Origin of the sequence: Paraburkholderia sp. GAS334 (assembly GCF_050436625.1) — a bacterium.
Lineage (GTDB): Bacteria > Pseudomonadota > Gammaproteobacteria > Burkholderiales > Burkholderiaceae > Paraburkholderia.
This window is the reverse complement of record NZ_JBNDMO010000013.1, coordinates 68,533-94,766: the sequence shown is the minus strand read 5'-3', so window position 1 is coordinate 94,766 and position 26,234 is coordinate 68,533. Positions and strand designations below refer to the sequence as shown.

At 64.4% G+C, this 26,234-nt stretch carries 24 protein-coding genes and 1 riboswitch; of the genes, 17 read left to right on the top strand and 7 right to left on the bottom strand.

Annotation, left to right across the window (positions count from 1 at the left end; genetic code table 11):
• Window positions 1–7 precede the first annotated feature (7 nt).
• From fliI to fliF, 4 genes are read right to left on the bottom strand one after another with little or no spacing between them, the layout of a single operon-like run.
• Window positions 8–1,561 (bottom strand): flagellar protein export ATPase FliI, encoded by a 1,554-nt coding sequence (gene fliI / locus P3T21_RS23090; protein ID WP_429258265.1) that lies wholly within the window; start codon window positions 1,559–1,561, stop codon window positions 8–10.
• Window positions 1,555–2,229, bottom strand: coding sequence for a flagellar assembly protein FliH (fliH, locus tag P3T21_RS23085; RefSeq protein WP_429258264.1), 675 nt, complete (start codon window positions 2,227–2,229; stop codon window positions 1,555–1,557). The genes fliI and fliH overlap by 7 nt, the downstream gene beginning before the upstream one ends.
• Window positions 2,216–3,211, bottom strand: a complete 996-nt coding sequence (gene fliG, locus P3T21_RS23080) for a flagellar motor switch protein FliG (RefSeq protein ID WP_429258263.1) — start codon at window positions 3,209–3,211, stop codon at window positions 2,216–2,218. Before fliG ends, fliH begins: the two co-directional genes overlap by 14 nt.
• A complete protein-coding gene (fliF, locus tag P3T21_RS23075) occupies window positions 3,201–4,982 on the bottom strand; it encodes a flagellar basal-body MS-ring/collar protein FliF (protein WP_429258262.1) in 1,782 nt (593 codons plus the stop codon). The genes fliG and fliF overlap by 11 nt, the downstream gene beginning before the upstream one ends.
• 236 nt (window positions 4,983–5,218) lie before the next feature.
• On the opposite strand from fliF, the gene fliE reads away from it, so the two are divergent.
• The 5 genes from fliE (at window position 5,219) to P3T21_RS23050 (ending at window position 8,369) form a co-directional block, all read left to right on the top strand.
• Entirely contained in the window at window positions 5,219–5,554 is a 336-nt protein-coding gene (gene fliE, locus P3T21_RS23070) for a flagellar hook-basal body complex protein FliE (RefSeq protein WP_429258261.1), read from the top strand.
• 140 nt (window positions 5,555–5,694) lie between these two features.
• Window positions 5,695–6,129, top strand: a complete 435-nt coding sequence (fliS, locus tag P3T21_RS23065; protein WP_429258260.1) for a flagellar export chaperone FliS — start codon at window positions 5,695–5,697, stop codon at window positions 6,127–6,129.
• Entirely contained in the window at window positions 6,126–6,455 is a 330-nt protein-coding gene (locus tag P3T21_RS23060; RefSeq protein WP_429258259.1) for a flagellar protein FliT, read from the top strand. The genes fliS and P3T21_RS23060 overlap by 4 nt, the downstream gene beginning before the upstream one ends.
• 82 nt (window positions 6,456–6,537) lie before the next feature.
• Entirely contained in the window at window positions 6,538–8,013 is a 1,476-nt protein-coding gene (locus P3T21_RS23055) for a flagellar hook-length control protein FliK (protein WP_429258258.1), read from the top strand.
• Window positions 8,010–8,369, top strand: coding sequence for an EscU/YscU/HrcU family type III secretion system export apparatus switch protein (locus P3T21_RS23050; RefSeq protein ID WP_429258257.1), 360 nt, complete (start codon window positions 8,010–8,012; stop codon window positions 8,367–8,369). Before P3T21_RS23055 ends, P3T21_RS23050 begins: the two co-directional genes overlap by 4 nt.
• Here P3T21_RS23050 and P3T21_RS23045 read toward each other — a convergent pair.
• Window positions 8,366–9,784 (bottom strand): coniferyl aldehyde dehydrogenase, encoded by a 1,419-nt coding sequence (locus P3T21_RS23045; RefSeq protein WP_429258256.1) that lies wholly within the window; start codon window positions 9,782–9,784, stop codon window positions 8,366–8,368. The genes P3T21_RS23050 and P3T21_RS23045 overlap by 4 nt on opposite strands.
• A 78-nt stretch (window positions 9,785–9,862) precedes the next feature.
• Window positions 9,863–11,542 (bottom strand): isovaleryl-CoA dehydrogenase, encoded by a 1,680-nt coding sequence (locus P3T21_RS23040; RefSeq protein ID WP_429258255.1) that lies wholly within the window; start codon window positions 11,540–11,542, stop codon window positions 9,863–9,865.
• Window positions 11,543–11,848: 306 nt separating this feature from the next.
• On the opposite strand from P3T21_RS23040, the gene P3T21_RS23035 reads away from it, so the two are divergent.
• The gene (locus tag P3T21_RS23035; RefSeq protein WP_429258254.1) at window positions 11,849–13,471 is read left to right on the top strand and encodes a GMC family oxidoreductase; all 1,623 of its coding nucleotides are present in this window, start codon (window positions 11,849–11,851) and stop codon (window positions 13,469–13,471) included.
• A gap of 27 nt (window positions 13,472–13,498) precedes the next feature.
• Here P3T21_RS23035 and P3T21_RS23030 read toward each other — a convergent pair whose 3' ends face one another.
• Entirely contained in the window at window positions 13,499–14,443 is a 945-nt protein-coding gene (locus P3T21_RS23030; RefSeq protein ID WP_429258253.1) for a LysR substrate-binding domain-containing protein, read from the bottom strand.
• 113 nt (window positions 14,444–14,556) lie between these two features.
• On the opposite strand from P3T21_RS23030, the gene P3T21_RS23025 reads away from it, so the two are divergent.
• From P3T21_RS23025 to P3T21_RS22975, 11 genes are all read left to right on the top strand, one after another.
• Window positions 14,557–15,006 (top strand): CidA/LrgA family protein, encoded by a 450-nt coding sequence (locus P3T21_RS23025; protein WP_429258252.1) that lies wholly within the window; start codon window positions 14,557–14,559, stop codon window positions 15,004–15,006.
• Window positions 15,007–15,081: 75 nt separating this feature from the next.
• Window positions 15,082–15,804: an LrgB family protein gene (locus tag P3T21_RS23020; RefSeq protein ID WP_429258251.1), complete on the top strand. Its 723-nt coding sequence runs from the start codon at window positions 15,082–15,084 to the stop codon at window positions 15,802–15,804.
• Between the two features lie 151 nt (window positions 15,805–15,955).
• A riboswitch (S-adenosyl-L-homocysteine riboswitch) is annotated at window positions 15,956–16,089 on the top strand.
• 32 nt (window positions 16,090–16,121) lie between these two features.
• A complete protein-coding gene (gene ahcY / locus P3T21_RS23015) occupies window positions 16,122–17,543 on the top strand; it encodes an adenosylhomocysteinase (RefSeq protein ID WP_429258250.1) in 1,422 nt (473 codons plus the stop codon).
• Between the two features lie 158 nt (window positions 17,544–17,701).
• Window positions 17,702–18,055, top strand: coding sequence for a phage holin family protein (locus P3T21_RS23010; RefSeq protein WP_201649006.1), 354 nt, complete (start codon window positions 17,702–17,704; stop codon window positions 18,053–18,055).
• Between the two features lie 47 nt (window positions 18,056–18,102).
• Complete coding sequence (metF, locus tag P3T21_RS23005; protein ID WP_429258249.1) at window positions 18,103–18,936, top strand: methylenetetrahydrofolate reductase [NAD(P)H]; 834 nt, start codon at window positions 18,103–18,105, stop codon at window positions 18,934–18,936.
• Between the two features lie 329 nt (window positions 18,937–19,265).
• Window positions 19,266–20,897 carry an ABC transporter substrate-binding protein gene (locus P3T21_RS23000; protein WP_429258248.1) on the top strand — a complete coding sequence of 544 codons (1,632 nt, stop codon included), beginning with the start codon at window positions 19,266–19,268 and terminating at the stop codon, window positions 20,895–20,897.
• 138 nt (window positions 20,898–21,035) lie between these two features.
• Window positions 21,036–22,046, top strand: coding sequence for an ABC transporter permease subunit (locus tag P3T21_RS22995; RefSeq protein WP_429258247.1), 1,011 nt, complete (start codon window positions 21,036–21,038; stop codon window positions 22,044–22,046).
• An 8-nt stretch (window positions 22,047–22,054) separates the two neighbouring features.
• Window positions 22,055–22,972: an ABC transporter permease subunit gene (locus tag P3T21_RS22990; RefSeq protein WP_429258246.1), complete on the top strand. Its 918-nt coding sequence runs from the start codon at window positions 22,055–22,057 to the stop codon at window positions 22,970–22,972.
• Between the two features lies 1 nt (window position 22,973).
• Window positions 22,974–23,978, top strand: a complete 1,005-nt coding sequence (locus P3T21_RS22985; protein WP_429258245.1) for an ABC transporter ATP-binding protein — start codon at window positions 22,974–22,976, stop codon at window positions 23,976–23,978.
• On the top strand, window positions 23,975–25,000 hold the full coding sequence (locus P3T21_RS22980) for a peptide ABC transporter ATP-binding protein (protein WP_429258244.1): 1,026 nt from the start codon (window positions 23,975–23,977) through the stop codon (window positions 24,998–25,000). The genes P3T21_RS22985 and P3T21_RS22980 overlap by 4 nt, the downstream gene beginning before the upstream one ends.
• Window positions 24,993–26,213: a TraB/GumN family protein gene (locus P3T21_RS22975; protein WP_429258243.1), complete on the top strand. Its 1,221-nt coding sequence runs from the start codon at window positions 24,993–24,995 to the stop codon at window positions 26,211–26,213. Before P3T21_RS22980 ends, P3T21_RS22975 begins: the two co-directional genes overlap by 8 nt.
• Window positions 26,214–26,234: the final 21 nt, after the last annotated feature.

Sequence of the window (26,234 nt, the reverse complement as noted above, 5' to 3'; positions counted from 1 at the left end):
GGTCTCCCTATTCGAACAGTGCGTCGAGCATCGCGAGGCTTGGCTCGAAGCCGGCACTCTCGCGGTAACCCTGTTGCAGGAACGCTTCCATGCGCGGATACAGCGCAATCGCACGATCGAGCACCTGGTCACGCCCGCTCGAATAAGCGCCGACATTGATCAGATCGCGGTTGCGCTGGTAGCGCGACAGCATCTGCTTGAAAAGACGTGTCCGGTCGAGATGCGCGTCGTCGATCAGCGCGGTCATCGCACGGCTGATGGACGCTTCGATATCGATCGCCGGATAGTGGCCGGATTCTGCAAGCTGACGCGACAGCACGATGTGGCCGTCGAGAATCGCGCGCGCGGAATCGGCGATCGGATCCTGCTGGTCGTCACCTTCGGTCAGCACGGTATAGAACGCGGTAATCGAGCCGCCGCCTGCCGGACCGTTGCCCGTGCGCTCGACGAGCGCCGGCAGCTTCGCAAACACGGAAGGCGGATAACCCTTGGTCGCCGGCGGTTCGCCAACGGCCAGCGCGATCTCGCGCTGTGCCATCGCGAAACGCGTCAGCGAATCCATCAGCAGCAGCACGTGCTTGCCCTGATCGCGGAAATATTCAGCGAGTGAGGTCGCGTACGCCGCGCCCTGCATCCGCAAGAGCGGCGAAACGTCGGCGGGCGCCGCCACGACAACGGAACGCGCGCGGCCTTCGTCGCCGAGAATCTGTTCGATGAATTCCTTCACTTCGCGGCCGCGTTCGCCGATCAGGCCGATCACGATCACTTCGGCGCTCGTGTAGCGCGCCATCTGGCCGAGCAGCACCGATTTACCGACGCCCGAGCCTGCGAAGAGCCCCATCCGCTGGCCACGTCCGACGGTCAGCAGCGAATTGATCGCGCGCACGCCGACGTCGAGCACCTTATGGATCGGCTCGCGATGCAGCGGGTTGATCGACGGCGCAGACAGCGGCGCGTCGTTCACCGCGCCGATCGGGCCGAGACTGTCGAGCGGACGGCCCGACGCATCGACCACGCGACCAAGCAGTTCCCAGCCGACCGGCAGACGCTTCGCGCCAGCCATCGGATCGGCGATCGGCGCGCTTTCGAGCGGATAGACGCGTGCACCGGGCAGCAGACCGTGGACTTCGGTGGTCGGCATCAGGAACAGCTTGTCGCCCGCAAAGCCGACGACTTCCGCTTCGGCAAACGCGATCGGGCTGCCGGCCGGCAGTTCGATCATCACTTCGGAGCCCACCGACAGACGCAGGCCGACCGCTTCGAGCACCAGCCCGGCGGCGCGCGTGAGGCGACCGCAGGCGCGCAGCGGCCGGGCGATCGCGTTGCGCGTGCGCAGGCCATCGAGTTGCGCGCGCCACGACTGGAAATGGACATTCTGTTCGAGCGCCGGATCCGGTACGAAAGCCGGCGCCGCTTCACGGGATTTGCGGCCCGTTGCGGTTGCCGCCGCAGCGGCCGCGGCCGGTTTAGCCTCGGGCGCGCCGAACGACGCCAGCGCGAGTTCACGCTCGAGCGGCGTCAGGTCGCTGGATTCGATTTCGGCGAGCGTCGGCTTCACCATGTGCTCACCTTGCCAAGAGCAGCCGCGACGCGTTCCCAGCGGGTGCCGATGCCGGCATCCACTTCGCCCGTGCTGGCGTGCGCGCGGCAGCCGCCGCGCTCCACCGAAGGATCGGTGCGCACGGTCCAGCCGCGCGCCTGAAGTTCTTCGAGCAGATAGGCTTCGACAACCGGCAGATCCGACGGGCTGACGATCAGGCTCGGCGCGCCGACCAGCGCGGGCTCCGTCGCCAGCACTTCGCGGGCGGCGGCGATCAGCGCGGTCGGATCGTGCTGCACGTGCTGGCGGACGACCTGCTGCGCGATGTCGAGCGCGAGCGCGACGAGCGTGTCGGCGATTTCGCCCCGTGCGCCGCCCAGTGCGGCGGAGAACGTATCAGCGATGGCCGCAAGCCGCGCCGCTTCGGCGTGCGACTCGACACGGCCCTGTTCAAGACCCTGCGCGTAACCCTGGTCGTAGCCGGCCTGATAGCCGAGCGCCTGTCCGGCCACGTGGCCGGACGCGACGCCGTGTGCATGCGCGGCGTCGCGCAGGCGCTGGAGTTCGGCTTCGAAGGCGCCGTCGTCGACCGGCTCCGGTTCCGGCACCGGGTCGAACGAGGCCATCTCCCAGCGCTGGTAGGCCGAGAGGCTTTCCTTGCGCACGGAGTCCTGATCAGACATAAGCATCTTCCGCCTTGCCGCCGATCGCGATCTGGCCGCTTTCCGCCAGGCTGCGCACGATCTGCAGGATGCGGCGTTGCTGCGTCTCGACTTCCGAGACGCGCACCGGGCCGCGTGCATCGAGGTCTTCCGCGAGCAGTTCCGCGGCGCGTTGCGACATGTTCGACAGGAACTTCTGGCGCAGCGCAGGCGGCGCGCCCTTGAGCGAGATGATGAGCGCTTCGGACTCGACTTCCTTGAGCAGCAGCTGGATCGCGCGGTCTTCGAGCTCGAGCAGATTTTCGAAGACGAACATCTGGTCGATGATCTTCTGGGCGAGTTCCGCGTCGTATTGCCGAACGTTCTCGATGACCCCTTCTTCATGGTTGCTCGACATGAAGTTGAGAATTTCCGCCGCCGTGCGGATGCCGCCCATCGGGCTGCGCTTCAGGTTATCGCTGCCGGACAGGAGGCCGGTCAGCACGTCGTCGAGTTCGCGCAGCGCCGTCGGCTGGATGCCGTCGAGCGTCGCGATCCGCAGCAGCACGTCGTTACGCAGACGTTCCGTAAAGCACGCGACGATTTCCGACGCCTGATCGCGGTCCAGGTGGACGAGGATCGTCGCGATGATCTGCGGATGCTCGTTCTTGATGAGTTCGGCGACTGCAGCCGAATCCATCCATTTGAGACCTTCGATGCCGCTCGTGTCGCTGCCCTGCAGGATCCGGTCGATGATCGCGCCGGCCTTGTCGTCGCCGAGCGCCTTCGTCAGCACCGAGCGGATGTAGTCGCTCGAATCGAGCGACATACCCGTGTGCTGCTCGGCTTCCTTGATGAACTCGTGCAACACTTCGTCGATCTGTTCGCGTGTGATGTTCTTCAGCGACGCCATCGCGACGCCGATCTTTTGCACCTCGCGCGGTCCGAGGAACTTGAATACCTGCGCAGCCTCTTCCTCGCCGATCGACATCAGCAGGAGGGCGCTCTTCACTACGCCTTCAGCGCTCATCGGACACCCAGCTCTTGACAACAGTCGCTACGATCTTCGGATCCTGGCGCGCGATATTGCGCGCGAATTCCAGGTTCCGTTCATATTTGTGCTTCTCGCTTTCGAACGAGAGCAGGTCGTTTTCCGAGTCATCCGCGGCGGCCGCCTTTTCCAGCGATGGCAGGCCGTCGAGCAGCACCGGTTCATCCGGCGAAGGCAACGCGGCGACGACCGGCTCAGGCGGCGGGAACGCGCGGCGCATCGCCGGGCGCACCATCACGAAGTACAGGAACAGCGCCACGAGACCAATGCCTGCGTACGTTGCGATCTGCTTCGCCAGCGCGATCATCTCCGGCGTGCGCCACCACGGCAGGTTCGCGTTCGGGTCGATTTCGGTCGAGAACGCGCTGTTGACGACGTTCACCGAGTCGCCGCGCTTCGCGTCGTAGCCCATCGCGTCCTTCACCAGCTGGTTGACCTGATCGAGCTTGTCGGCGGTCAGCGGCTGCATCGTGACGTGGCCCTTCGCGTCGACGGTGCGCAGATAGTTGACCACCACCGCCACCGACAGACGCTTCACGCCGCCCATCGGCTGCTCGTAGTGGCGCACCGTCTTGTCGAGCTCGTAGTTGGTCGTCGAATCCTTGCGGTCGCTGAGCGGCGTCGTGCTCACGCCGCTCGCGCCGTTCGCGCTCGCCGTGATCGGTGCGGAAGCCGGCTGCGGCGGCTGGTTCGACAGCGCGCCCGGCACGCCCGACGCGCCACCCTGCGTCATTTCCGTTGCCGTGCTCGACTGCTGGCTGCGCACGGCCGCCTGCTGCGGATTGCCGTTCGGGCCGTAGTTCTCGGACGTCTGCTCGACCTTCGAGAAATCGACGTCGGCGCTGACCTGCGAGTGCGCGTTGCCGGAGCCGAACAGCGGAGCGAGGATCGCGTCGATGCGCTGCTGCGTGTTGCGCTCGATCTGCTGGACAAATTTGAGCTGCGTCGCGTCGAGGCCGGTGCCGGAAGCGGGCTGCGTCAGCAGGTTGCCGTCCTGGTCGACGATCGTCACGTTGCGCACCGGCATGTCCGGCACCGCCGACGAAACCATATGCGTGATCGCCACGACCTGGCCTTCGTCGAGCATGCGGCCCGGATACAGGTTGACGAGCACGGAGGCCGACGGCGCTTCGTGATCGCGTACGAACACGGAAGGCTTCGGAATCGCCAGATGCACGCGCGACGACTTCACCGACGAGATCGATTCGATCGTCTGCTGGAGTTCGCCTTCGAGCGAGCGCTGGTAGTTGATCTGCTCGGCGAACTGGCTGATGCCGAATTTCTGGTTGTCCATCAGCTCGAAGCCCACCGAGCCCGCTTTCGGCAGACCTTGCGACGCGAGCCGCAGGCGCATTTCATGGACCTGATCGGCCGGCACGAGGATCGCGCCGCCGGTTTCGCTGAACTTGTACGGGATGTTCGCGGTCTGGAGCGCATTGATGATCGCGCCGCCGTCGCGGTCCGACAGGTTGCTGTAGAGCACCTTGTAGTCCGGCGCCCTTGACCAGAGCACGAGGCCCGCGACGATGGCCACCAGCAGCGCGACCGCGAAGATCAGCGGCGCACGCGGGTTGCCGCGCATCTGCGTGAGCGACGACGGGAACGACGACAGACGCTGCGAAAAATTGCCGCCGAGGCCGCCACCGAGGTCCGCTGCGCCTGCCTGGCCGGCACCGGCTGCGCCGGCCTGTGCGCCAGCGAGGCCCATGCGGGCGTCGGGGGTGATCAAAGAGTTGGCTGACGAATCCATGCGTCGGGTATCTCCGGGATGCCTTGAGTCCTGCTCCGGCCCGCCGCGTCGGGCTTGACGGGCGCAGGGGCAGAGACTTTCACGTTAGGGATTATCCCCACCCGGGTGCAACCTGATTGGTCGAATAGAGCCGGGTTTTCCCCCTACTTTCAAGTCTTTCGAAAAAGGGCCGCTGCTATGCTTCACTCCAGATCGGCACGCCTTGGCACGCCGATTTTCCTTCTTCTGGAGACAACATGACTTTGCCCGTGAGCCCGCTTTTGTCGGCGCTACAGCAGATGCAGTCGATGGCCGCGCAGGCCGCCGGCGGCGCCGCCCCGGTCGCATCGGAGTCCGGCGCAGCCACGACCGGCAACTTCGCTTCGGCGCTGAAAGCGTCGATCGACAAGATCAGCCGCGACCAGCAAACCTCGATCGGCGAGGCGCATGCCTTCGAAATCGGCGCGCCCAACGTATCGCTAAACGATGTGATGGTCGACATGCAGAAGGCCAATGTGGGCTTCCAGTTCGGCCTGCAGGTCCGCAACAAGCTGGTCTCGGCCTACAACGAGATCATGCAGACGGCGGTCTGAGCCCCGGCCGCTCCCCTGTGGGCTAAAGCTTTCCTCTCGTAATCCGATAACCCGGATACAGGGATGACGGATCGCGGGCGGTGACGCCTCGCGACAATCCGCCCGATATCCGCAATCAGCATCACACAGGAGGAGCGCCGATGTTTTCCCAAGGACACGCTGGAGCCAATGCCTATGCGCGCGTCGGCGTCGAAACAGGGGTGATGGGCGCCAGTCCGCATCGTCTGATCGTGATGCTGTACCAGGGCGCGCGTCAGGCGATTGCGCAGGCGCGCATGCACCTGCAGCAGGGCAACATCCAGGCGCGGGGGGAAGCGATCGGCAAGGCGATCGAGATCATCGGCAGCGGATTGCAGCAGTCGCTCAATCTTGAAGCCGGTGGCGAGATCGCGGAGCGGCTCGACGGGCTGTACACCTACATGGCGCGCCGCTTGCTGGACGCCAACATTAAGCAGAGCGAAGCCATGCTCGTCGAAGTCGACGGATTGCTGGCCACGCTCGAAGAAGCCTGGATCGGGATTGCCCCGGAGATCGCGCGGATGGCGACACAGTCGTCCGCTGAAACCACGAGATGACATCGAACGCAGAATATTTCGCCCGCTACGAGGCGATCGCAGCGATTTCCGACCGGATGTTGATGGCAGCGCGCCACGCGCTCTGGAATGACCTCGTGGTGTTGCAGGGTGAATATCGTCAACTCGTTGACGGGCTGAAGCACGCAGAAGACGGTGTGAAGCTCGACGATGCCGAACGCGCACGCAAATACGAGTTGATCCGCCGCATCCTCGCCGACGACGCCGCGATCCGCGATCTCGCGAATCCGCGCATGGCGAAGCTGTCGGCGCTGTTCGCTGCGACACGTCCGGCCAGCGTGCTGAAGGAACTTTACCAGGCGCGCTGAGCGCGTTTTTATCGACCCGCACGGTCGTCGGGGCGCATCGCCACCGATGACCACGCGCCACAAGCGCGCGAGAGGAATCGGCATGAACGGAATCGACACGGCTGTGGCTTCGCTGCTGGCAAGCCGCGTCGACAGCCTCCTCTCGGTCGGCCCGAGAGCCGACGTCGCGACTTCGCAGGCGGGCGCCTCCGCGCTCACCGTCGATACGCCGGTTACGCCCGGCGGCGCGTTGCCCGCCGCACCCACCACACCACAAGCTTCCGCGCAGACGGCGCTGTCCGCCGTCGCGCTCACGCTCGACGCAATCGCGCGCTCGGGCGGCGATGCGACGCCCGCTGTCGTCGGCCAGACGCCTGTGTGGGCCGCTGCGCCAGCGCTCGATGTCGCGTTTGAAGGCATGCCGTTGCCGTTGTTCGATACGCCGGCTTCGGCTTCGGGTTCGGGTTCGGGTTCGGCAGCCGGGTCGGCTTCGGCACCGGCTGCGGCGGGTGGCAACGCTGCCGCTAACGCCGCAACGGGCGCCGCTGCGGCGAGCGTGGTTGCATCGCCGTTGCCGGTCGCAGCGCTGGCGGCGGCGCTCCAGCGCACGGTCGCCGAAAGTGGGTTGTTCTATGAATCGCATCTGGCGCAGTGGCTTTCGGGGCAGCGCACGCCCGCGTCGCTCGCCAGTGAACCGCAAAACCGGCTAGCCGACGCGACCGCTCAACTGCCGCTCGACTGGACCGGAGACGCCGATGCGTCCGCGCAGCCGTGGGCGTCGGGCGCACCTCTTCAGGGTCGCGCGGTGGGGGCGCTGAGCCAGAATCCGCTGTCCGGCGGCAACCAGGCTATGTTGCGTGGCGCGGCCGACGGCCCGGCGCCGCAGGCCGCACGGTTCGTCGCGCGCGAAATTGCCGCTGACGACGCGTTCCCGACCTCGACGCAGTCGCTGCGGTCGCTGCTGCATACATCCCCGAGCGACGCGTCCGGTGCGAATGCGGCCAATACGCCGCAGCAGCTGGCCGCGTCGATCCATCCCGCGACGATTCCGCTCGTGCGCCAGCAGCTCGATCTGCTCGCAACGGGCCAGTTTCGCTGGACTGGCGAAGCGTGGCCGGGCGCGCGGCTCGACTGGACGATCGAACAGGACGGCGACGAATGGCATCGCGGCGGTGGCGGCGCGGAGGGCGACGAGCCGTATCCGTGGCGCACGCGGCTGACCCTGTCGCTGCCGTCGCTCGGCACCGTCGACGCCGACCTGACGTTGAACGGCACCCAGTTGATGGTGCGGGTGCAGGCGAGCCCCGGCGGCGCCGCGAGGCTTGCCGCGCAGGGCGAGATGTTCCGTCAGCGGCTGGCGGCGGCCGGGATCGATCTGAGCGCGCTGTCGATTCGCGAGATCGGTGGCGCGGCGGCCGGCGGCGTGAATGGCGCGGCAGCCAGCGCGGCGCAGGCGACGAGCGCGTATGCGCGCTCGGCCGCAGCAGCGGGCGAAGAAGCCAGTGCGGCGGCGCGGGCAGCCGCCTCGGCACACGCGGCTACGCCGTCGAATGCCGGTTACGACTGGGATCTGTCATGAGCCGCACGCATCGCAAGAGCGCGGCGGCGCTGGTCTATGACGCGAACGGTGGCGATCCGTCGCCGCGCGTGATCGCGAAGGGCTACGGTCTCGTCGCCGACATGATCGTGCAGCGCGCAAAGGAAGCCGGCCTGTACGTGCACGAAGCGCCGGAAATGGTGTCGCTGCTGATGCAGGTCGACATCGACGCGCGCATTCCGCCGCAGCTGTATCAGGCGGTGGCGGAACTGCTCGCGTGGCTGCACCGGCTGGAAAGCGGCGCCGCCGATGACGCGCCCGGCACCGCCGTCGAACCGCTGGCTGCTTATGCCTCGGCCCAGACGGGAAGCCGCAACGGCGGACCGTCTTCGCGCTAGAACCGCATCATCAACTTGATCAGCGCGTTGAAGACCCTGCCGTAAGGCGGCGCGACGAGCGCACGCGCATTCAGGCGTCCCTGCTGCAACACCGGCTTCATCTTCGAAAAGGTCACGAAGCCTTCGTAGCCGTGATACGCGCCCATCCCGCTTGCACCGACGCCGCCGAACGGCAGGCTCTCGCACGCCAGATGCATCAGCGTTTCGTTGATCGCCATGCCGCCCGCGATCGTTTCGTGCGTGACGCGTTCGATCGTGGCGGCATCGTCGTCGTAGAGATAGAGCGATAGAGGCCGCGGACGCGCGTTGATGTACGCGATGGCGTCGTCGAGCGTGTCGTACGGAACGACGGGCAGTAGCGGCCCGAAAATCTCCTCCTGCATCAGCGCCGATTCATCGGGCGCATTCGTCACCGCGACGAGCGGAAAGCGGCGCGAGGTCGCGTCGCCTGGCGTGTCGGTGAGTTCATGCAACTGCGCACCGGCCGCCGCTGCTTCATCGGCGAGCCGCTGCAGTCGCTCGAAATGGCGCGCTGAGATGATCGACGTGTAATCGCGGTTGCGCGCGAAATCGGGGTACAGCTTCGACATCTGCACGCGGGCGCGGTCGATGAACGCCTGCTCGCGGCCGCGCGGCACCAGCACGTAGTCCGGCGCGACGCAGGTCTGACCGGCGTTGAGCGTCTTTCCGGTGACGAGGCTGTCCACCGCATAGTCGAAGCGCGCATGCGGCCCGACGATCGCCGGCGACTTGCCGCCGAGTTCGAGCGTGACGGGCGTGAGGTTGTCGGCGGCGGCGCGCATCACGTGTCGGCCGACCTGCGTCGAACCGGTGAACAGCAGATGATCGAACGGCTGCGCGCTGAACGCGGCGGCAAATGCAGCGTCGCCGTTCACGACGGCAACCTGGTCGCGCGGAAACGTCTGCGCGACCAGCTGTTCGAAGAGCGCCGACGTGCGCGGCGTCAGTTCCGACATCTTGATGATCGCGCGGTTGCCGGCGGTCAGCGCGCTGATGAGCGGGCCGGCCGCCAGCAGCACCGGATAGTTCCACGGCGCAATGATGCCGACGACGCCTAGCGGTTGCGGCACCACCTTCACGCGCGCGGGCAGCAGCCATTTGTTCGTACTGCGCCGCTGCGATTTCATCCAGCGTTTGCCGTGCCGCAGCGCGCCATCGATCTCACCTTTCACGAGCAGGAATTCCGCGAGCAGCACTTCCTCTTTCGCGCGATTGCCGAAGTCGGCGTTCATCGCTTCGGCGAGCGCGTCGCGGTTGTCGAGCAGCATCGTACGCAGCGACTTCAGATGCGCGGCGCGCGTTTCCCACGACGGATACGGCGCGCGCAGGTAAGCATGCCGCTGTTCGCGCAGCAGCGCTTCGAGCGCCGCGACGTCAGGCAGATCGTTTTTCATGGTGTCTCTCCCTCGATGCCTTTGAGGCGGTCCGGGTGTGGCCGTCTTTTTGTTTGATTTGAAACGGGTTGACGAGGATCACGCCGGGAATGCGCGCTCGATGATCGCCGCGTGATCGAATGCAGCAGGCAAGGTGCCGTAGACGCGCCCGCTGTCGCCGCAACCCTGGGCGAGACGCGTGGCGATGAACGCGTCGGCGATGGCTGCGGGCGCGTGCTGCACGAGCAGCGTCGCCTGCGCGGTGAGCACGATCTGCTGCGCGATGCGGCGTGCGCTGGCTTCGCGCCGGTCGGGCGCGGTGCCGAGCGTTGCTGAAAGGTTGTCGAGCGCCTTGCCGAGCGCAGGACTGGCTTGCTGCGCCGTCGCGCGCCATGTAGCGAGCAAGGCCTGCGCTGCGTCGGGCTCGCGTTCCATCGCGCGCAGCACGTCGAGGCACATCACGTTGCCGGATCCTTCCCAGATCGAATTGACCGGCGCTTCGCGATAGAAACGCGCCATCGGGCCTTCTTCGACGTAACCATTGCCGCCCCAGACTTCCATCGCCTCGCCGGTGAATTCGAGCGCACGCTTGCAGACCCAGAACTTGGATGCGGGCGTGACGATGCGTCGCCAGGCGCGCTCTTCGGGTGTGTTGCTCGTGTCTTCGAATGCGCGCGCGAGGCGCATGAACAGGACCGTGGCCGCTTCCGATTCGAGCGCGAGATCGGCAAGGACATTGCGCATCAACGGCTGGTCGACGAGATGTTTGCCGAACGCGCTGCGATGTCGCGCATGATGGATCGCCTGCACGAGCGCCGCGCGCATCAACGCGGCGCTGCCGATGACGCAGTCGAGCCGCGTGTAGTTCGCCATTTCGATGATGGTCGGCACGCCACGTCCTTCGTCGCCGATCATGATGCCGTGCGCATCGAAGAATTCGACTTCGCTGCTCACGTTCGATCTGTTGCCGAGCTTGTCTTTCAGACGCTGGATCTGGACGGCATTCTTGCTGCCGTCAGGTGCGAAACGCGGCACGAAGAAGCACGACAGGCCTTCGTGAACGTCGGTGCGTGCGAGCACGAGATGCGCGTCGCACTGCGGCGCCGAGAAGAACCATTTGTGTCCGACGAGCCGGTACGCGGCGCCGCGACCGCCGCCGCCCTCGGTTGCGAACGCGCGCGTCTGGTTGCTGCGCACGTCCGAGCCGCCCTGTTTCTCGGTCATGCCCATGCCGATCATCATCGACTTCTTCTGCGTGAGCGGCAGGTCGCGCGGGTCGTGCTCGCGCGTGTACAGCTTGTCGCGCAGTGTGTCGAACAGCGCGGGTTCGCGTTGTAGCACGGGAATGCTGGCGAACGTCATCGTTAGCGGGCAGAGCGAGCCGGATTCGAGTTGCGCGTGCAGAAAGTAGCCGGCGCAGCGCGCAACCATCGCACCTTTCTGCGGATCGGAAAACGGCAGCGCGTGCAGCCCTTCGCGACGCAAGAGCGCGAGCAGGCTGTGCCACGCCGGATGAAACTCCAGCGCGTCAATGCGTTCGCCGCGCGGCGAGTGAGTGAAGAGTTCAGGCGTGTGACGGTTCGCGAGTTCGGCGAGCGCGAGGACATCGGGTGCGGAAAGCGCTGCGCCATGACGCTGCAACGCCTCACGATGCCACGCCGCGCCTTCGCGGTCGACGGCGGCCGTCAGCGCGGCGTCGCTTGCGAAGAGGTTGTAGTCTGCGAGTGGCGGGACCTGATTGGTCACGTCATGGGTCTTGCCGAGGCTGCGCAGTTCCATCTGCTGTCTCCGTTCACCGGATGCATGTCCGGGTCTGTTTCCGGGTCTACGTTTTATTGACGCGTGCTGCGCTACGTGGCGAGCGGCGACGCATTCTGTGCGGTGTCTGAATGCTGCGCCGCCGTGATGATGAATGCCGACAGCAGCTTTTCATCATAGGGGCGCGGGTGGTGTTTCGTTTAGAGGGATCGCTCTGACGCGATCGCGCCGTCCGTCCGGCAGGCTCCCTACAATGCGCAGAAACACGCGCAGACAAGTGTGCACGAGACAGGCGCCGCGGGCAACGCGGCCCACCAGGAGGAGCGGATGCAATACGACTACATCATCGTTGGTGCGGGCTCTGGCGGCTGCGCGCTGGCGAGCCGGCTTGCAGACAGCTGTCCCGACGCGTCGATCGCGCTGATCGAGGCCGGCCCTCACACGAAACGCAATCTCTTCGTCAACATGCCGGTCGGCGTCGCCGCCCTCGTGCCGTTCAGGCTGAAAACCAACTACGGCTACGAGACGACCCCTCAGCCGGGCCTCGGCGGCCGGTGCGGATATCAGCCGCGCGGACGCGGCTTCGGCGGATCGAGCGCGATCAACGCGATGATCTACACGCGCGGCCATCCGCTCGATTACGACGACTGGGCGCAGATGGGCTGCGACGGCTGGTCGTGGCCGGATGTGCTGCCGTACTTCCGGCGCGCCGAAGGCAACGAACGCGGCGCCGACGCGCTGCACGGCGCAGACGGTCCGCTCACCGTCTCCGATCTGCGCTTTCGCAACCGGTTCTCAGAGCGCTTCGTGCGCGCCGCAGTCGAAGCGGGCTTCCGGCAGAACGACGACTTCAACGGACCGGACCAGGAAGGCGTCGGCTTCTATCAGGTGACGCAGCGCGACGGCCGCCGCTGCAGCGTCGCGCGTGCTTACGTCTATGACAGGCCGCGCGCGAATCTGCACACGATCGCGGATGCGACCGTGCTGCGCGTCGTCTTCGAGGGCAAGCGGGCGGTGGGCGTCGAAGTGGCGCGCGACGGGCAGACCGAAGTGCTCGACGCGCGTGCGGAAGTCGTGCTCGCAGCCGGCGCGTTCAACTCGCCGCAACTGTTGATGTGCTCGGGCGTCGGGCCGGCGGTGCATCTGCAGTCGATGGGTGTGCCGGTGGTTCACGATGCGCCGGACGTCGGCCAGAACCTGATCGATCACATCGATTTCACGATCAACAAACGCACGCGCTCGATCGAACCAACGGGAATCTCGCTACGCGGCATCGCGCGAATGGGGCCGCAGTTCGTGGACTTCATGCGTCACGGCAAGGGCATGCTGTCGAGCAACGTCGCGGAGGCGGGCGGTTTCATCAAAAGCCGGCCGACGCTCGATCGCCCGGATCTGCAACTGCATTTCTGCGCGGCGCTCGTCGACGATCACAACCGGCACATGCATTGGGGACACGGCTATTCGCTGCACGCGTGCGTGCTGCGTCCGCATAGCCGCGGGAGCGTCACACTCGCGAGCGGCGACGCGCGCGTCGCGCCGGTGATCGATCCGCGCTTTTTCAGCGATTCGCGTGATCTCGATCTGCTGGTGGAAGGCGTGCGCGTCTCGCGGCGCATTCTCGATGCGCCTTCGCTTGCGCTGTGCGGTGGCAGGGAGCTTTACACGCATCCCGGACATAACGAGGCGCAACTTCGCGCGACGATTATCGAGCATGCCGACACGATCTATCACCCGGTCGGAACTTGCCGGATGGGCGGCGATGCGCGCTCGGTCGTCGATCCGCAGCTGCGCGTGCGCGGCGTGACGGGTCTGCGGGTGGTGGATGCTTCGGTGATGCCGACGCTGATCGGCGGCAACACGAATTCGCCGACGGTGATGATCGGCGAGCGGGCGGCGGAGTTTATGGCAGCGGCGCGGCGGGGGATGGAAATAGCGGCGGTTGCGGCGTGATGTGGCGCGCCGGACGCGCCCGGCGCCTCACCCCGAAGCCGGAATCCCCGTAATCCCCGGCGTCGGCGCATGCATGAAATCGTCGCCGTTCGGGCCGGGCAGCGTCTCGCGCGCGACTTCAAGCCACGCCCGCGCCGCGTGCGACAGATAGCCGTTGCGCCGCCAGCCGATCGCCATGTCCCACGGAATCGCCGGTTCGACGACGGGCCGGCAGTTGAACTGCGTCGAATCGAGCCGCCGGCAATACGGCTCGGGCAGTAATGCAATGCCGACGCCGGCCAGCACCAGCGCCGCCATGAAATCCCAGTGCCCGCTGCGTCCGACGATCGTCGGCGAGAAACCCGCCTCGCGGCACGCGTTCAGCACCACGTCATTGAGCGCGAGACTTTCACCGTAAAACACGAAGGGCTCCGACGCGAGATCGGCGAGCGGCACCTGCTGCACATCGTCCCAGCGCGAGCCGCGGCGCGCGACCAGCCACAGCATCTGACGCGTGACCGGCAGTACCTCGATCATCTCCGGATCCACCGGCAGCAGCACGCCGCCCATTTCGAGCTCACCCGAAATCAGCGCGGCTTCGATCGCGCGCGAACCCTGTTCGAACAGTTTCAGCTCGATCTTCGGATAGCGCTGCCGGAACGCGGCGATCGCGGGTGTGAAGAGCGAGCCGCCCATCGGCGGAATGCCGATCGTCAGCTCACCGCTGCCGAGCGTGCCGAGGTCATTCAGCTCGGCCTGCAGTTGCGCGTGCGCGGCGAGCACATCCTGGCCGCGCTGATAGACGATACGGCCGGCATCGGTGAGCACCATCTGGCGGCCGTCGCGCAGCAGAAGCGGCGAGCCGATCTCGTCTTCCAGCGACTTCACCATCTTGCTGATCGTCGGCTGCGTGACGAACATCTGCTCGGCCGCGACGGTGAAGCTCTGCTGCCTGACCACCTCAACGAAGTAACGGAGCGCGCGCAATTCCACGTTTTGGGACTCCTGATTCCAGATTGGAATGAAGTGGATGATGTTAAGTCATTATATTTATGAAGACGTGAACCCTATACTGACTTTCACTCAGAAGTCACCCAGGGATTGCCATGATAACGACACGTCTTTCCACGCAAGCAGCCCCCGCCGGCGTGCTGCGCGTCGCCCGGATCGCCGTGCAAAGCGCCGTGCTGGCTGCCGTATGGTATGTCGCCGATTTCATCGTGCGCCATCTTGGTTTGCCCGTGCCGGGTGGCGTGGTCGGCCTCGTCGCGATGCTGGCGCTGCTCTTTTCCGGCGGTATACCGACGAACTGGATCAAGTCCGGCGCCGACTGGCTGCTGTCCGACATGCTGCTGTTCTTCATTCCGGCGGCCGTCGCGGCCGTTCAGTACGGCGGTCTCTTTAAGGAAGACGGCTGGCGTCTGGCGCTTGTCGTCGTGGCGGGCACGTTGATGGTGATGGTGGCCGTTGCGTTTGCCGTCGAACAGGCTGCACGGCTCGAACGCCGTCTCGCGCTGCGCCGCGTGCGGGTGACGCGCCTCGCCGCGCGCGCCTGATCCGGCGCCGCACTTTTACATCGCCAATCCAGCCAATCCAGCCGATACAGCCCGCCCAGCCGCGAAGCCCATCCCATGAACGCCTTCTACTCATCCCTGTTCGCAGACGACGCCGCGCGGCTCATCGCCGCCGGCTGCTTCGTGATGACGGTGGCGCTCTACTTCGCGTCGAAGTATCTCTACGCACGTTTCAAAAGCCCGTGGCTGACGCCGCTCGTCGCCGTGCCGGTCGTGCTGGCCGTGATCGTGCTGGTCGCGCACATCCCGTATCCGGTCTACTTTCAGGACACGCGCTGGCTGATGTGGCTGCTCGGCCCGGCGACCGTCGCGTTCGCGGTGCCGATCTATGAATATCGCGATCTGCTGAAGCGTCACTGGATTTCGCTCACCGTCGGTGTGACGGTCGGGATCATCGTCGCGGTCGGCGGGTCGCTTGCGCTCGCGAAGCTCCTGCATCTGTCCCCGGAACTGCAGCGCAGCCTGATGACGCGTTCCGTCTCGACGCCGTTTGCACTCGCCGTCTCCGACAAGATCGGCGCCCCGAAAGACCTGACCGCGCTCTTCGTGATCGCGACGGGCGTCTGCGGCATGCTGTTCGGTGAAATCGTGCTGGCGCTCGTGCCGCTGCGCACGCGGCTCGCGCGCGGCGCGCTGTTCGGTGCGGCGGCCCACGGCGTGGGCACGGCGAAGGCGCGCGAACTCGGCAGCGAAGAGGGCGTGGTCGCCAGCCTGACGATGATGATCGCGGGCGTCGTCATGGTGCTGCTCGCGCCGGCATTGGGCTTTCTGCCGTTCTGACATGACCTCCGTGATAACGGAGCGACCGAGTACTTCATTGCCTGCGAAACCGCGAACACATCGTTCGAAGGCGCGACGGCGCAAGAAGCGCCCACATTCGGGCGCATTTCGTTGATCCCTAACCCATCTCGATTTGCTACAATCGCCGTTCGTCTCCGAGGAGCGTTGCGACGGGTACCGCGAATCTGCATTCGCGTGCTGCCCGCCAGGCTCGGAGGCTTCAATCGGACGGCTAGAATGCGCCTCGCGCTTTTTACCCACCGCATCGAACCGCGCTCACGTCAAATTTCTAGTCAATTTTTAGAAAGGAGGGCGTGATGAACGCCGCAGTTTACGATTCCAAAGATTCAAAAGATTACATCGTTGCCGACATGTCGCTGGCCGACTGGGGCCGCAAGGAACTCGACATCGCCGAAACGGAGATGCCGGGCCTCGTGCAGACGCGTGAAGAGTACAAGGCGTCGCAGCCGCTGAAGGGCGCGCGTATCGCTGGTTCGCTGCACATGACGATCCAGACGGGCGTGCTGATCGAAACGCTGACCGCGCTCGGCGCGGACGTGCGCTGGGCATCGTGCAACATCTTCTCGACGCAGGATCACGCTGCTGCAGCCATCGCCAAGGGCGGCACGCCGGTGTTCGCGTACAAGGGCGAATCGCTCGACGAATACTGGGAATACTCGCACCGCATCTTCGAATGGCCGAACGGCGAATTCGCGAACATGATCCTCGACGACGGCGGCGACGCGACGTTGCTGCTGATCCTCGGTTCGAAGGCTGAAAAGGACCGCTCGGTGATCTCGACGCCGACCAACGAAGAAGAAACCGCGCTGTACAAGTCGATCGCCGCGCACCTGGATGTGGATCCGACGTGGTATTCGAAGCGCCTCGTTCACATCAAGGGCGTCACCGAAGAAACGACGACCGGCGTGCACCGTCTGTATCAGATGGAAAAGGAAGGCCGTCTGCCGTTCCCGGCGATCAACGTCAACGATTCGGTCACGAAGTCGAAGTTCGACAACCTGTATGGCTGCCGTGAGTCGCTCGTCGACGGCATCAAGCGCGCAACCGACGTGATGATCGCGGGCAAGATCGCGGTTGTCGCAGGTTACGGCGATGTGGGCAAGGGCTGCGCGCAATCGCTGCGTGGTCTGGGCGCAACCGTGTGGGTCACGGAAATCGATCCGATCTGCGCACTGCAGGCGGCGATGGAAGGCTATCGCGTCGTGACGATGGAATACGCTGCCGACAAGGCCGATATCTTCGTGACGGCGACCGGCAACTTCCACGTGATCGGCCACGACCACATGAAGGCGATGCGTCACAACGCGATCGTCTGCAACATCGGTCACTTCGATTCGGAAATCGACGTGGCGTCGACGCGCCAGTACCAGTGGGACAACATCAAGCCGCAGGTCGACCACATCATTTTCCCGGACGGCAAGCGCGTGATCCTGCTGGCTGAAGGCCGTCTCGTGAACCTCGGCTGCGCGACGGGTCACCCGTCGTTCGTGATGTCGAACTCGTTCACGAACCAGACGCTCGCCCAGATCGAACTGTTCACTGAAGGCAACAAGTACGAAAACAAGGTGTACGTGCTGCCGAAACAGCTCGACGAAAAGGTTGCACGTCTGCATCTGGCGCGCATCGGTGCGAACCTGACCGTGCTGTCGGACGATCAGGCTGGCTACATCGGCGTCGACAAGAACGGTCCGTTCAAGCCGAACCACTACCGCTATTAATAATGCGGTCGCCGTCGCCCGCATTCAAAAATCGGGCGACGGCGTCGTTCATCATGCTTCAACGTATGTGAACGCGGGCAGCGCGGCGCAGATCCTGCGCCGCGCTGCGTCCGCTCACGCGGCCCCACTGCGGACTTCCCGCCCACAAGGAGCTCTACATGACTGTGCTGCTGACCTGGCTCGTTAATGCGCTTGCCCTCCTGATCATCACGTACATCGTGCCGTCGATTCACATCCGCAGTTTCGGCACTGCACTGATCGTCGCGCTGGTGCTCGGGCTCATCAACGCAGTGCTCCGGCCGGTGCTGATCCTGCTCACGTTGCCTGTCACGATTCTCACGCTCGGGCTCTTCATTCTGGTGGTCAATGCGCTGTGCTTCTGGCTGTGCGCGTCGCTGCTGAAGGGTTTCGAAGTGTCGGGTTTCTGGTCGGCGTTCTTCGGCTCGATCCTGTACAGCATTGTGTCGTGGCTGCTGTCCGCGCTCATTTTCGGCAATCGCAGCTTCGGCTGACGCCTCGCCACCCTGCACGCTGCCCACAGGGGCAACTCTGGTGACTCATGAACCCGATCGAACTCTCATTCGAATTCTTCCCGCCTAAAACGCAGGAAGGCGTCGACAAGCTGCGCGCCACGCGTGCGCAGCTCGCGCCGCTCAAGCCCAAGTTCGTGTCCTGCACGTTCGGCGCGGGCGGCTCGACGCAGCAAGGCACGCTCGATACCGTGCTCGACATCGCGAAGGACGGCATCGAAGCCGCGCCGCACCTGTCGTGCATCGGATCGTCGAAGGAAAGCCTGCGCGCGATTCTCAATGAATACCGCTCGCACGGCATCCGTCATATCGTCGCGCTGCGCGGCGACCTGCCTTCGGGCATGGGCTCAGTCGGCGAACTGCGTTACGCGTCGGAACTGGTGGCGTTCATTCGCGCCGAAACCGGCGACTGGTTCAATATCGAAGTCGCGGCGTATCCGGAATATCACCCGCAATCGCGCTCGCCGAATGCCGATCTGGAAAACTTCGCGCGCAAGGTGAAGGCCGGCGCGAATTCCGCGATCACGCAGTATTTCTTCAACGCGGATGCTTACTTCCGCTTCGTCGACGATGCGAGGAAGCTCGGCGTCGAGGTGCCGATCGTGCCGGGCATCATGCCGATCACGAACTTCTCGCAGCTGATGCGTTTCTCCGAGATGTGCGGCGCTGAAGTGCCGCGCTGGGTGGCGCGGCGCCTCGAAAGCTTCGGCGACGATCGTGACTCGATCCGCGCGTTTGGTCTCGATGTGGTGACGAACCTGTGCCAGCGGCTCGTCGACGCGAATGTGCCGGGTTTGCACTTCTATACGCTGAACGGCGCGGCGGCCACGAAGGCCATCTGCGAGCGGCTCAACGCGCGATAAGGCCTTAAAAGGCATTAAAAGACGTTAATGCGCTCAGGTTCAGTAAGGAACACCCCATCTTCACGCATGCGAACGCGCCAACGGGTTTAAGATCGACCCGTTTGGCTCTGCGCAACGCTGGACTATCGGCCAGAAATAGAACAATCAGGGGCGACTTTTGTGAAATCGTTCTGTAAGCCGATGGGTGCTGCGCCTGCCGCATCGCAGCAACTTGCGTCAAGTATGTTTCCGATCGTGAACACGGGGATTTTCCTCCGCTTGTTCGGGTTAGCAAAGGTCAGTAATATCGCGCTACGCCGGCGGGAGCCGGTTCCGAACCTGGAGGAAACATGAAGCAAAACAATCTGTTGCGCGCCGCGCGTCTGACCACGCTCGTCGCCGCTGCAGCGGCGTCGATGGTGGCGGCCAATATTGCGGGCGCTGCCGAGATTCCGAACAAGACGCTCGTTTACTGCTCAGAAGGCAGTCCCGCGGGCTTCGATCCGGCCCAGTACACCACGGGCGTCGATTTCACAGCGAATACGTTCACCGTCTACAACCGTCTCGTCGAATTCGAACGCGGCGGCACGAAAGTCGAACCCGGCCTCGCCGAAAAGTGGGATGTCTCGGCTGACGGCAAAACCTACACGTTCCATCTGCGTCATGGCGTGAAGTTCCAGACCACGTCGTACTTCAAGCCGACGCGCGAATTCAACGCGGACGACGTCGTGTTCACGTTCCAGCGCATGCTGGACACGAACCAGCCGTTCCGTAAGGCTTACCCGGTCCAGTTCCCGTACTTCACGGACATGGGCCTCGACAAGCTGATCGACAAGGTCGAAAAGGTCGATCCGTACACCGTCAAGTTCACGCTGAAGGAAGTCAACGCACCGTTCATCCAGAATCTGGCGATGGAATATGCGTCGATCCTGTCGGGTGAGTATGCCGATGCGCTGCTGAAGGACGGCAAGGCCGCCGACATCAACCAGAAGCCGGTTGGCACGGGCCCGTTCATTTTCCGCAGCTATACGAAAGACGCGACGATCCGTTTCGACGGCAATCCGGACTACTGGAAGCCGGGCGCGGTCAAGATTTCGAAGCTGATCTTCTCGATCACGCCGGACGCCGGCGTGCGCGTGCAGAAGCTGAAGCGCGACGAATGCCAGGTGATGAGCTATCCGCGTCCGGCCGACATCGCGCCGCTGAAGGCGGAAGCGAACATCTCGATGCCGTCGCAAGCTGGCTTCAATCTCGGCTACCTCGCGTACAACGTGTCGCACAAGCCGGTCGACAAGGTCGAAGTGCGTCAGGCGCTCGACATGGCGATCAACAAGAAGGCGATCGTCGAATCCGTGTACCAGGGCGCAGGTCAGTCGGCAACGAACCCGATGCCGCCGACGCAATGGTCGTACGACAAGAACCTGAAGTCGCAGACGTACGATACGGAGAAGGCGAAGGCGATGCTGGCGAAGGCCGGCTACCCGAACGGCTTCGACATCACGCTGTGGGCAATGCCGGTGCAACGTCCGTACAACCCGAACGGCAAGCTGATGGCGGAAATGATCCAGGCCGACTGGGCGAAGATCGGCGTGAAGGCGAAGATCGTCACGTATGAATGGGGCGAGTACATCAAGCGCGCCCACGCAGGCGAAGACGACACGATGCTGATCGGCTGGACCGGCGACAACGGCGATCCGGACAACTGGCTCGGCACGCTGCTCGGCTGCGACGCAGTGAATGGCAACAACTTCTCGAAGTGGTGCGACAAGCCGTTCAACGATCTGGTGCAGAAGGGCCGCGAAACGTCTGACGTAGCGGGTCGTACGAAGGCGTACGTCGAAGCTCAGCAGATTTTCGCGCAGCAGCTGCCGTTCTCGCCGATCGCGCACTCGACGGTGTATCAACCGGTCAGCAAGAAGGTTGAAGACATGCGCATCGAGCCGCTGGGCTATGCGCGCTTCGACGGCGTGAGCGTGAAGTAAGACTGGGGTACCAGGTTTTCCGCAAGTTCAAAAAAACAGGAAAACTGGTCGAAAATATACCGGCGACCGGGGTCACGAGCCCTCGTCGCCGGTTGCATTTTTTCTGTTCATCAAGCATCAAGTACATAGGGACGAACCATGTTCCGATTCGTTTTGCGCCGCATCGGCATGGTGATACCGACTTTCATCGGCATCACCATTCTGGCGTTCGCGCTGATTCACCTGATCCCCGGCGACCCGATCGAAGTCATGATGGGCGAACGCGGGGTCGATCCGGCGATGCACGCTGCCGCGATGCACCGCCTCGGGCTCGATGAGCCGCTTCCCATGCAGTACATCCACTACGTCGGCCGCGCGTTGCATGGCAACCTCGGCATGTCGATCATCACCAACACGAGCGTGATGGAGGAATTCCTCGCGCGCTTCCCGGCAACGGTTGAACTGTCGATCTGCGCGATGCTGTTTGCGCTGATCGTTGGTCTGCCAGCGGGCGTGTTCGCGGCGCTCAAACGCGGCACGGTGGTCGATCACGGCGTGATGGGCACCGCGCTCACCGGCTACTCGATGCCGATCTTCTGGTGGGGGCTGATTCTCATCATGTTCTTCTCGGCCGATCTCGGCTGGACGCCGGTTGCTGGCCGTATCGCGGTGGAATACGACATTCCGCGCGTCACCGGCTTGCTGCTGATCGATGCGCTGCTCTCCACCGACCAAGGCGCGTTCCGCTCGGCCGTGAGCCATCTGATCCTGCCGTCGATCGTGCTCGGCACGATTCCGCTCGCGGTCGTCGCGCGGATGACGCGTTCGTCGATGCTAGAAGTGCTGCGCGAAGACTACATCCGCACCGCACGGGCGAAGGGTCTCGCACCCGGACGCGTGATCGTCGTGCATGCGCTGCGTAACGCGCTGATTCCGGTGGTGACCGTGATCGGCCTGCAGGTCGGCACGCTGCTCGCGGGCGCGGTGCTGACCGAGACGTTGTTCTCGTGGCCCGGCATCGGCAAATGGCTCATCGATGCAATCAGCCGGCGCGACTATCCGGTCGTGCAGGGCGGCATCCTGATGATCGCCACGTTAGTGATCTTCGTGAATCTGATCGTCGATCTGTTGTACGGCGTGTTGAATCCACGCATTCGCCATACGAGGTAAAGAGAGCGATGGCAGACATACAAAATACCGTCCCCACGGCGGTTACCCCCGCAGGCGGCCGCGCACTAGCCGCCCGCGAATTCTGGGCCAACTTCTCGCGCAATCGCGGCGCCGTTGTCGCGGGCATCATCGTGCTGACGTTGATCTTCATCGCGATTTTCGCGCCTCTGATCGCGCCGCACAGCCCGATCGAGCAGTATCGCGATTCGGTGAAGATTCCGCCCGCGTGGCTTGAAGGCGGCAACTGGAAGTTCATCCTCGGCACCGACGAAGCCGGCCGCGACATCCTCTCGCGTCTGATGTACGGCGCGCGGCTGTCGTTCTGGATCGGCTTTGTTTCGGTGGTGCTCGCGCTGATTCCGGGCGTCGTGCTCGGGCTTGTCGCCGCGTTCTTCGACAAGTGGGCCGACACGCCGATCATGCGCATCATGGATGTGCTGCTCGCGCTGCCGTCACTGCTGCTCGCAGTCGCCGTGGTCGCGATCATCGGTCCGGGCCTCATCAACACGATGCTCGCGATTGCGATCGTCGCGTTGCCGGGTTACGTGCGTCTGACGCGCGCGTCGGCGCAGGGTGAGTTGCAGAAGGAATACGTGACGGCTTCGCGCGTCGCGGGTGCGGGCACGCTGCGTCTGATGTTCTCGCAGGTGCTGCCGAACTGCACCGCACCGCTGATCGTGCAGGCGACGCTCGGTTTTTCGTCGGCGATTCTCGATGCCGCCGCGCTCGGTTTTCTCGGCCTCGGCGTGCAACCGCCTTCGGCGGAGTGGGGCGCGATGCTCGCTTCGGCGCGTGATTATATCGACAGCGCATGGTGGATCGTCACGATGCCCGGTCTTTCCATCCTGGTTTCGGTGCTCGCAATCAACCTGCTCGGCGACGGGCTGCGCGATGCGCTCGATCCCAAACTGAAACGGATGGCATGACATGAACAATCTTCTAACCATCCGCAATCTCGCAGTGAACTTCAGCGGCGCGCCCGCTGTCGACCGTATCAACCTGGATGTGAAGCCAGGCGAAGTGGTCGGCGTGGTCGGTGAATCGGGTTCCGGCAAGAGCGTGACGATGATGGCGCTGATGGGTCTCATCGACGCGCCGGGCAAGGTCACCGCGGACGAAATCACATTCGACGGCAAGGATCTGCTGAAGGCATCGGCGAGCGCACGCCGGAAGATCATCGGCAAGGACATCGCGATGGTCTTTCAGGACGCGCTGACGAGCCTGAACCCGAGCTACACCGTCGGCTATCAGATCAAGGAAGTGCTGAAGCTGCACGAAGGTCTGCGCGGCGATGCGTTGCATAAGCGCGCGCTGGAACTGCTCGACCAGGTCGGCATTCCAGACGCGAAGAACCGCATCACGTCCTTTCCCCACCAGATGTCGGGCGGGATGAACCAGCGTGTGATGATCGCGATGGCGGTCGCATGCAATCCGAAGCTCCTGATCGCCGACGAGCCGACCACCGCGCTCGACGTCACGATCCAGGCGCAGATCATGGAACTGCTCGTGAAGCTGCAGAAGGAACGCGGCATGGCGCTCGTGCTGATTTCGCACGATCTGGCCGTGGTGTCGGAAGTCGCGCAGCGCGTGGCAGTGATGTATGCAGGCGAAGTCATCGAGACGAACAAGGTGCCCGATATCTTCGCCGCGCCGCATCATCCGTACACGGAAGCGTTGCTGGCGGCGATTCCCGAGCACAACGTCGGCGCGGTGCGGCTCGCTGCATTGCCGGGCATGGTGCCGGGTCGCGACGACCGGCCGCGTGGGTGCCTGTTCGGACCGCGCTGCAAATACGTCGTCGACGATTGCATGAAGGCGCGGCCGGCGCTCGCGCCGTTGCCGGATCACAGCGAGGCGACGCAGGTGCGCTGTATCAAGCCGCTGAACCTGACCGGCGACGCCAACATTCACACACGCGGAGGCGCACGATGAACGCAGTACCCGAAACGCGCCACCCGCGACCGGCTGGCCCGGCCAGCGACAAAGTGCTGATCGCCGACCAGCTCGCGCGGCACTACGCGGTGAAGCGCGGCATGTTCGGCCACGGTACGGTGAAGGCGCTGAACGGCGTGTCGTTCTCGCTCGAACGCGGCAAGACGCTGGCCGTGGTCGGTGAATCCGGTTGTGGCAAGTCGACGCTCGCGCGTCAGCTGACGATGATCGAAGCGCCGACGTCCGGCCGTCTGTTGATCGACGGTGAGGACGTCGCCGGCGCGGATCACGCGAAGATCGCCGCATTGCGGCGGCGCGTGCAGATGGTGTTCCAGAATCCGTTTGCTTCGCTGAATCCGCGCAAGACCGTCGAGCAGACGCTCGGCGAGCCGCTCGCGATCAACACGCAGCTAACGGCGAGCGAACGCGCGGGCCGCATCGCGCAGATGATGCGCACCGTCGGCCTGCGGCCTGAACATGCGAAGCGGTATCCGCATATGTTCTCCGGCGGTCAGCGTCAGCGTGTCGCGATTGCGCGCGCGATGATTCTTGATCCGCAGATCGTCGTCGCAGATGAACCCGTGTCGGCGCTCGACGTGTCGATCCAGGCGCAGATCCTGAACCTGTTCATGGACCTTCAGGCAGAGTTCAAGACGAGCTACGTGTTCATCTCGCACAACCTGTCGGTGGTCGAGCACATCGCGGATGACGTGATGGTGATGTACTTCGGCGGTGTCGCTGAGCTCGGCGACAAGAAGACGGTGTTCTCACGACCGCGGCATCCGTACACACGGGCGCTGATGTCGGCGACACCATCGATCTTCGAAGCCGACCGGCGCATCCAGATCAAGCTGCAGGGCGAAATGCCGTCGCCGCTCAATCCGCCGTCGGGCTGCACGTTCCATCAGCGCTGCCCGTATGCGATCGACCGGTGCCGGACCGAAGAGCCGAAGCTGCGTGAAGTGGATGGCCGTCAGGTGTCGTGTCATCGGGCTGAGGAGGTAGGGGAGGCGGATGCCTGATCCGTTGGCGGCGCGTGGTGCTGCGCGCCGCCTGCGTGAAGGCGGCCGTAGTGTTGCCTTCGCGTTTTCCCTCACATCTATCCTGGTAGATGCGCTGCGTGGCTCGATGTCCGACGGTTTCACCCGCGTCCTGAAACAGCATGGGCGGACGGGGTTGCCGGGATGGGCCGCGCTTGCCGTCGTGCTGTGTCTGTCTTTCTCGTCGGTGTCGCCCGAGGTGCATGCCGCCGGGGTTTCGGCGAATACGCCGGTGCAGGCCGGGCGTCCGGTGCCCGTTCCGGCCGCGCCTTCGGCTCCCTCTGCGCCGCCGCGCGCAACCTTGCCCGGTTTCAATCCGCCGCCGTCGAGCAATTCCGCAAGCGGCGCGGTGCGTCTGGAGCCAGCGCGCATGCCGTTCTATGTCGCGACGCGCGGCACGACGACCCTCTATCTGCTTGGCACGCTGCACGTCGGCGATCCTGCCGACTATCCGCCGAATCAGCCCTTTCGCAAGCCGATTCTCGCCGCGCTCGCCGCATCGCCGACGCTCGCGCTCGAACTGTCGCCCGACGATCTGCTCGAGTCGCAGGACGATGTGTCGAAGTTCGGCATCTGCGCGCGCGAATGTTTGCCGCGCCTGTTGCCGGAGCCGTTGTGGCGCAGGCTCGCGCTGCGTCTGCGCAGCAATCCGGCAGCGCTCGAAGAGATCAAGAAGATGCGTCCGTGGCTCGCGGCGCTGCTGGTCGAAACCTACGATTCACTGAGCGCCGGCCTGCAGACCGAGTACGGCACCGAAGCGCAGTTGCAGAACGTGTATCTGAAGACACGCGGAAAGCTGGTCGGGCTGGAAACGCTGTCGGAACAGATGCGCGCGTTCACCGGGCTCACGCTAGCGCAGCAGCGCGAAATGCTTGCGCAGGACCTGGTGCAGACGCCCGAAGAAAACGTCGCCGATGTGCAGACGTTGCACCGGCTGTGGCGCGTCGGCGATGCCGATGCGATCGCGGCGTGGGATACCGCGAAGTCGGAGAAACTGGCGCGCGATCAGCGCCTGTCGGCCTCGATCGACAACAAGATCGTGTACGAGCGGAACCGGCGTTTCGTCTCGCGGATGGTTGCGATTGCCGCGCCGAACAAACCGGTGTTTGTCGCGATCGGCGCGCTGCATCTCGGCGGACCGAAGGGCGTGCTGGCGTTGCTGCGCCAGCGCGGGTTCATCGTCGACGCGAATTGAGCGTAGCGTCGATTGTGAAAG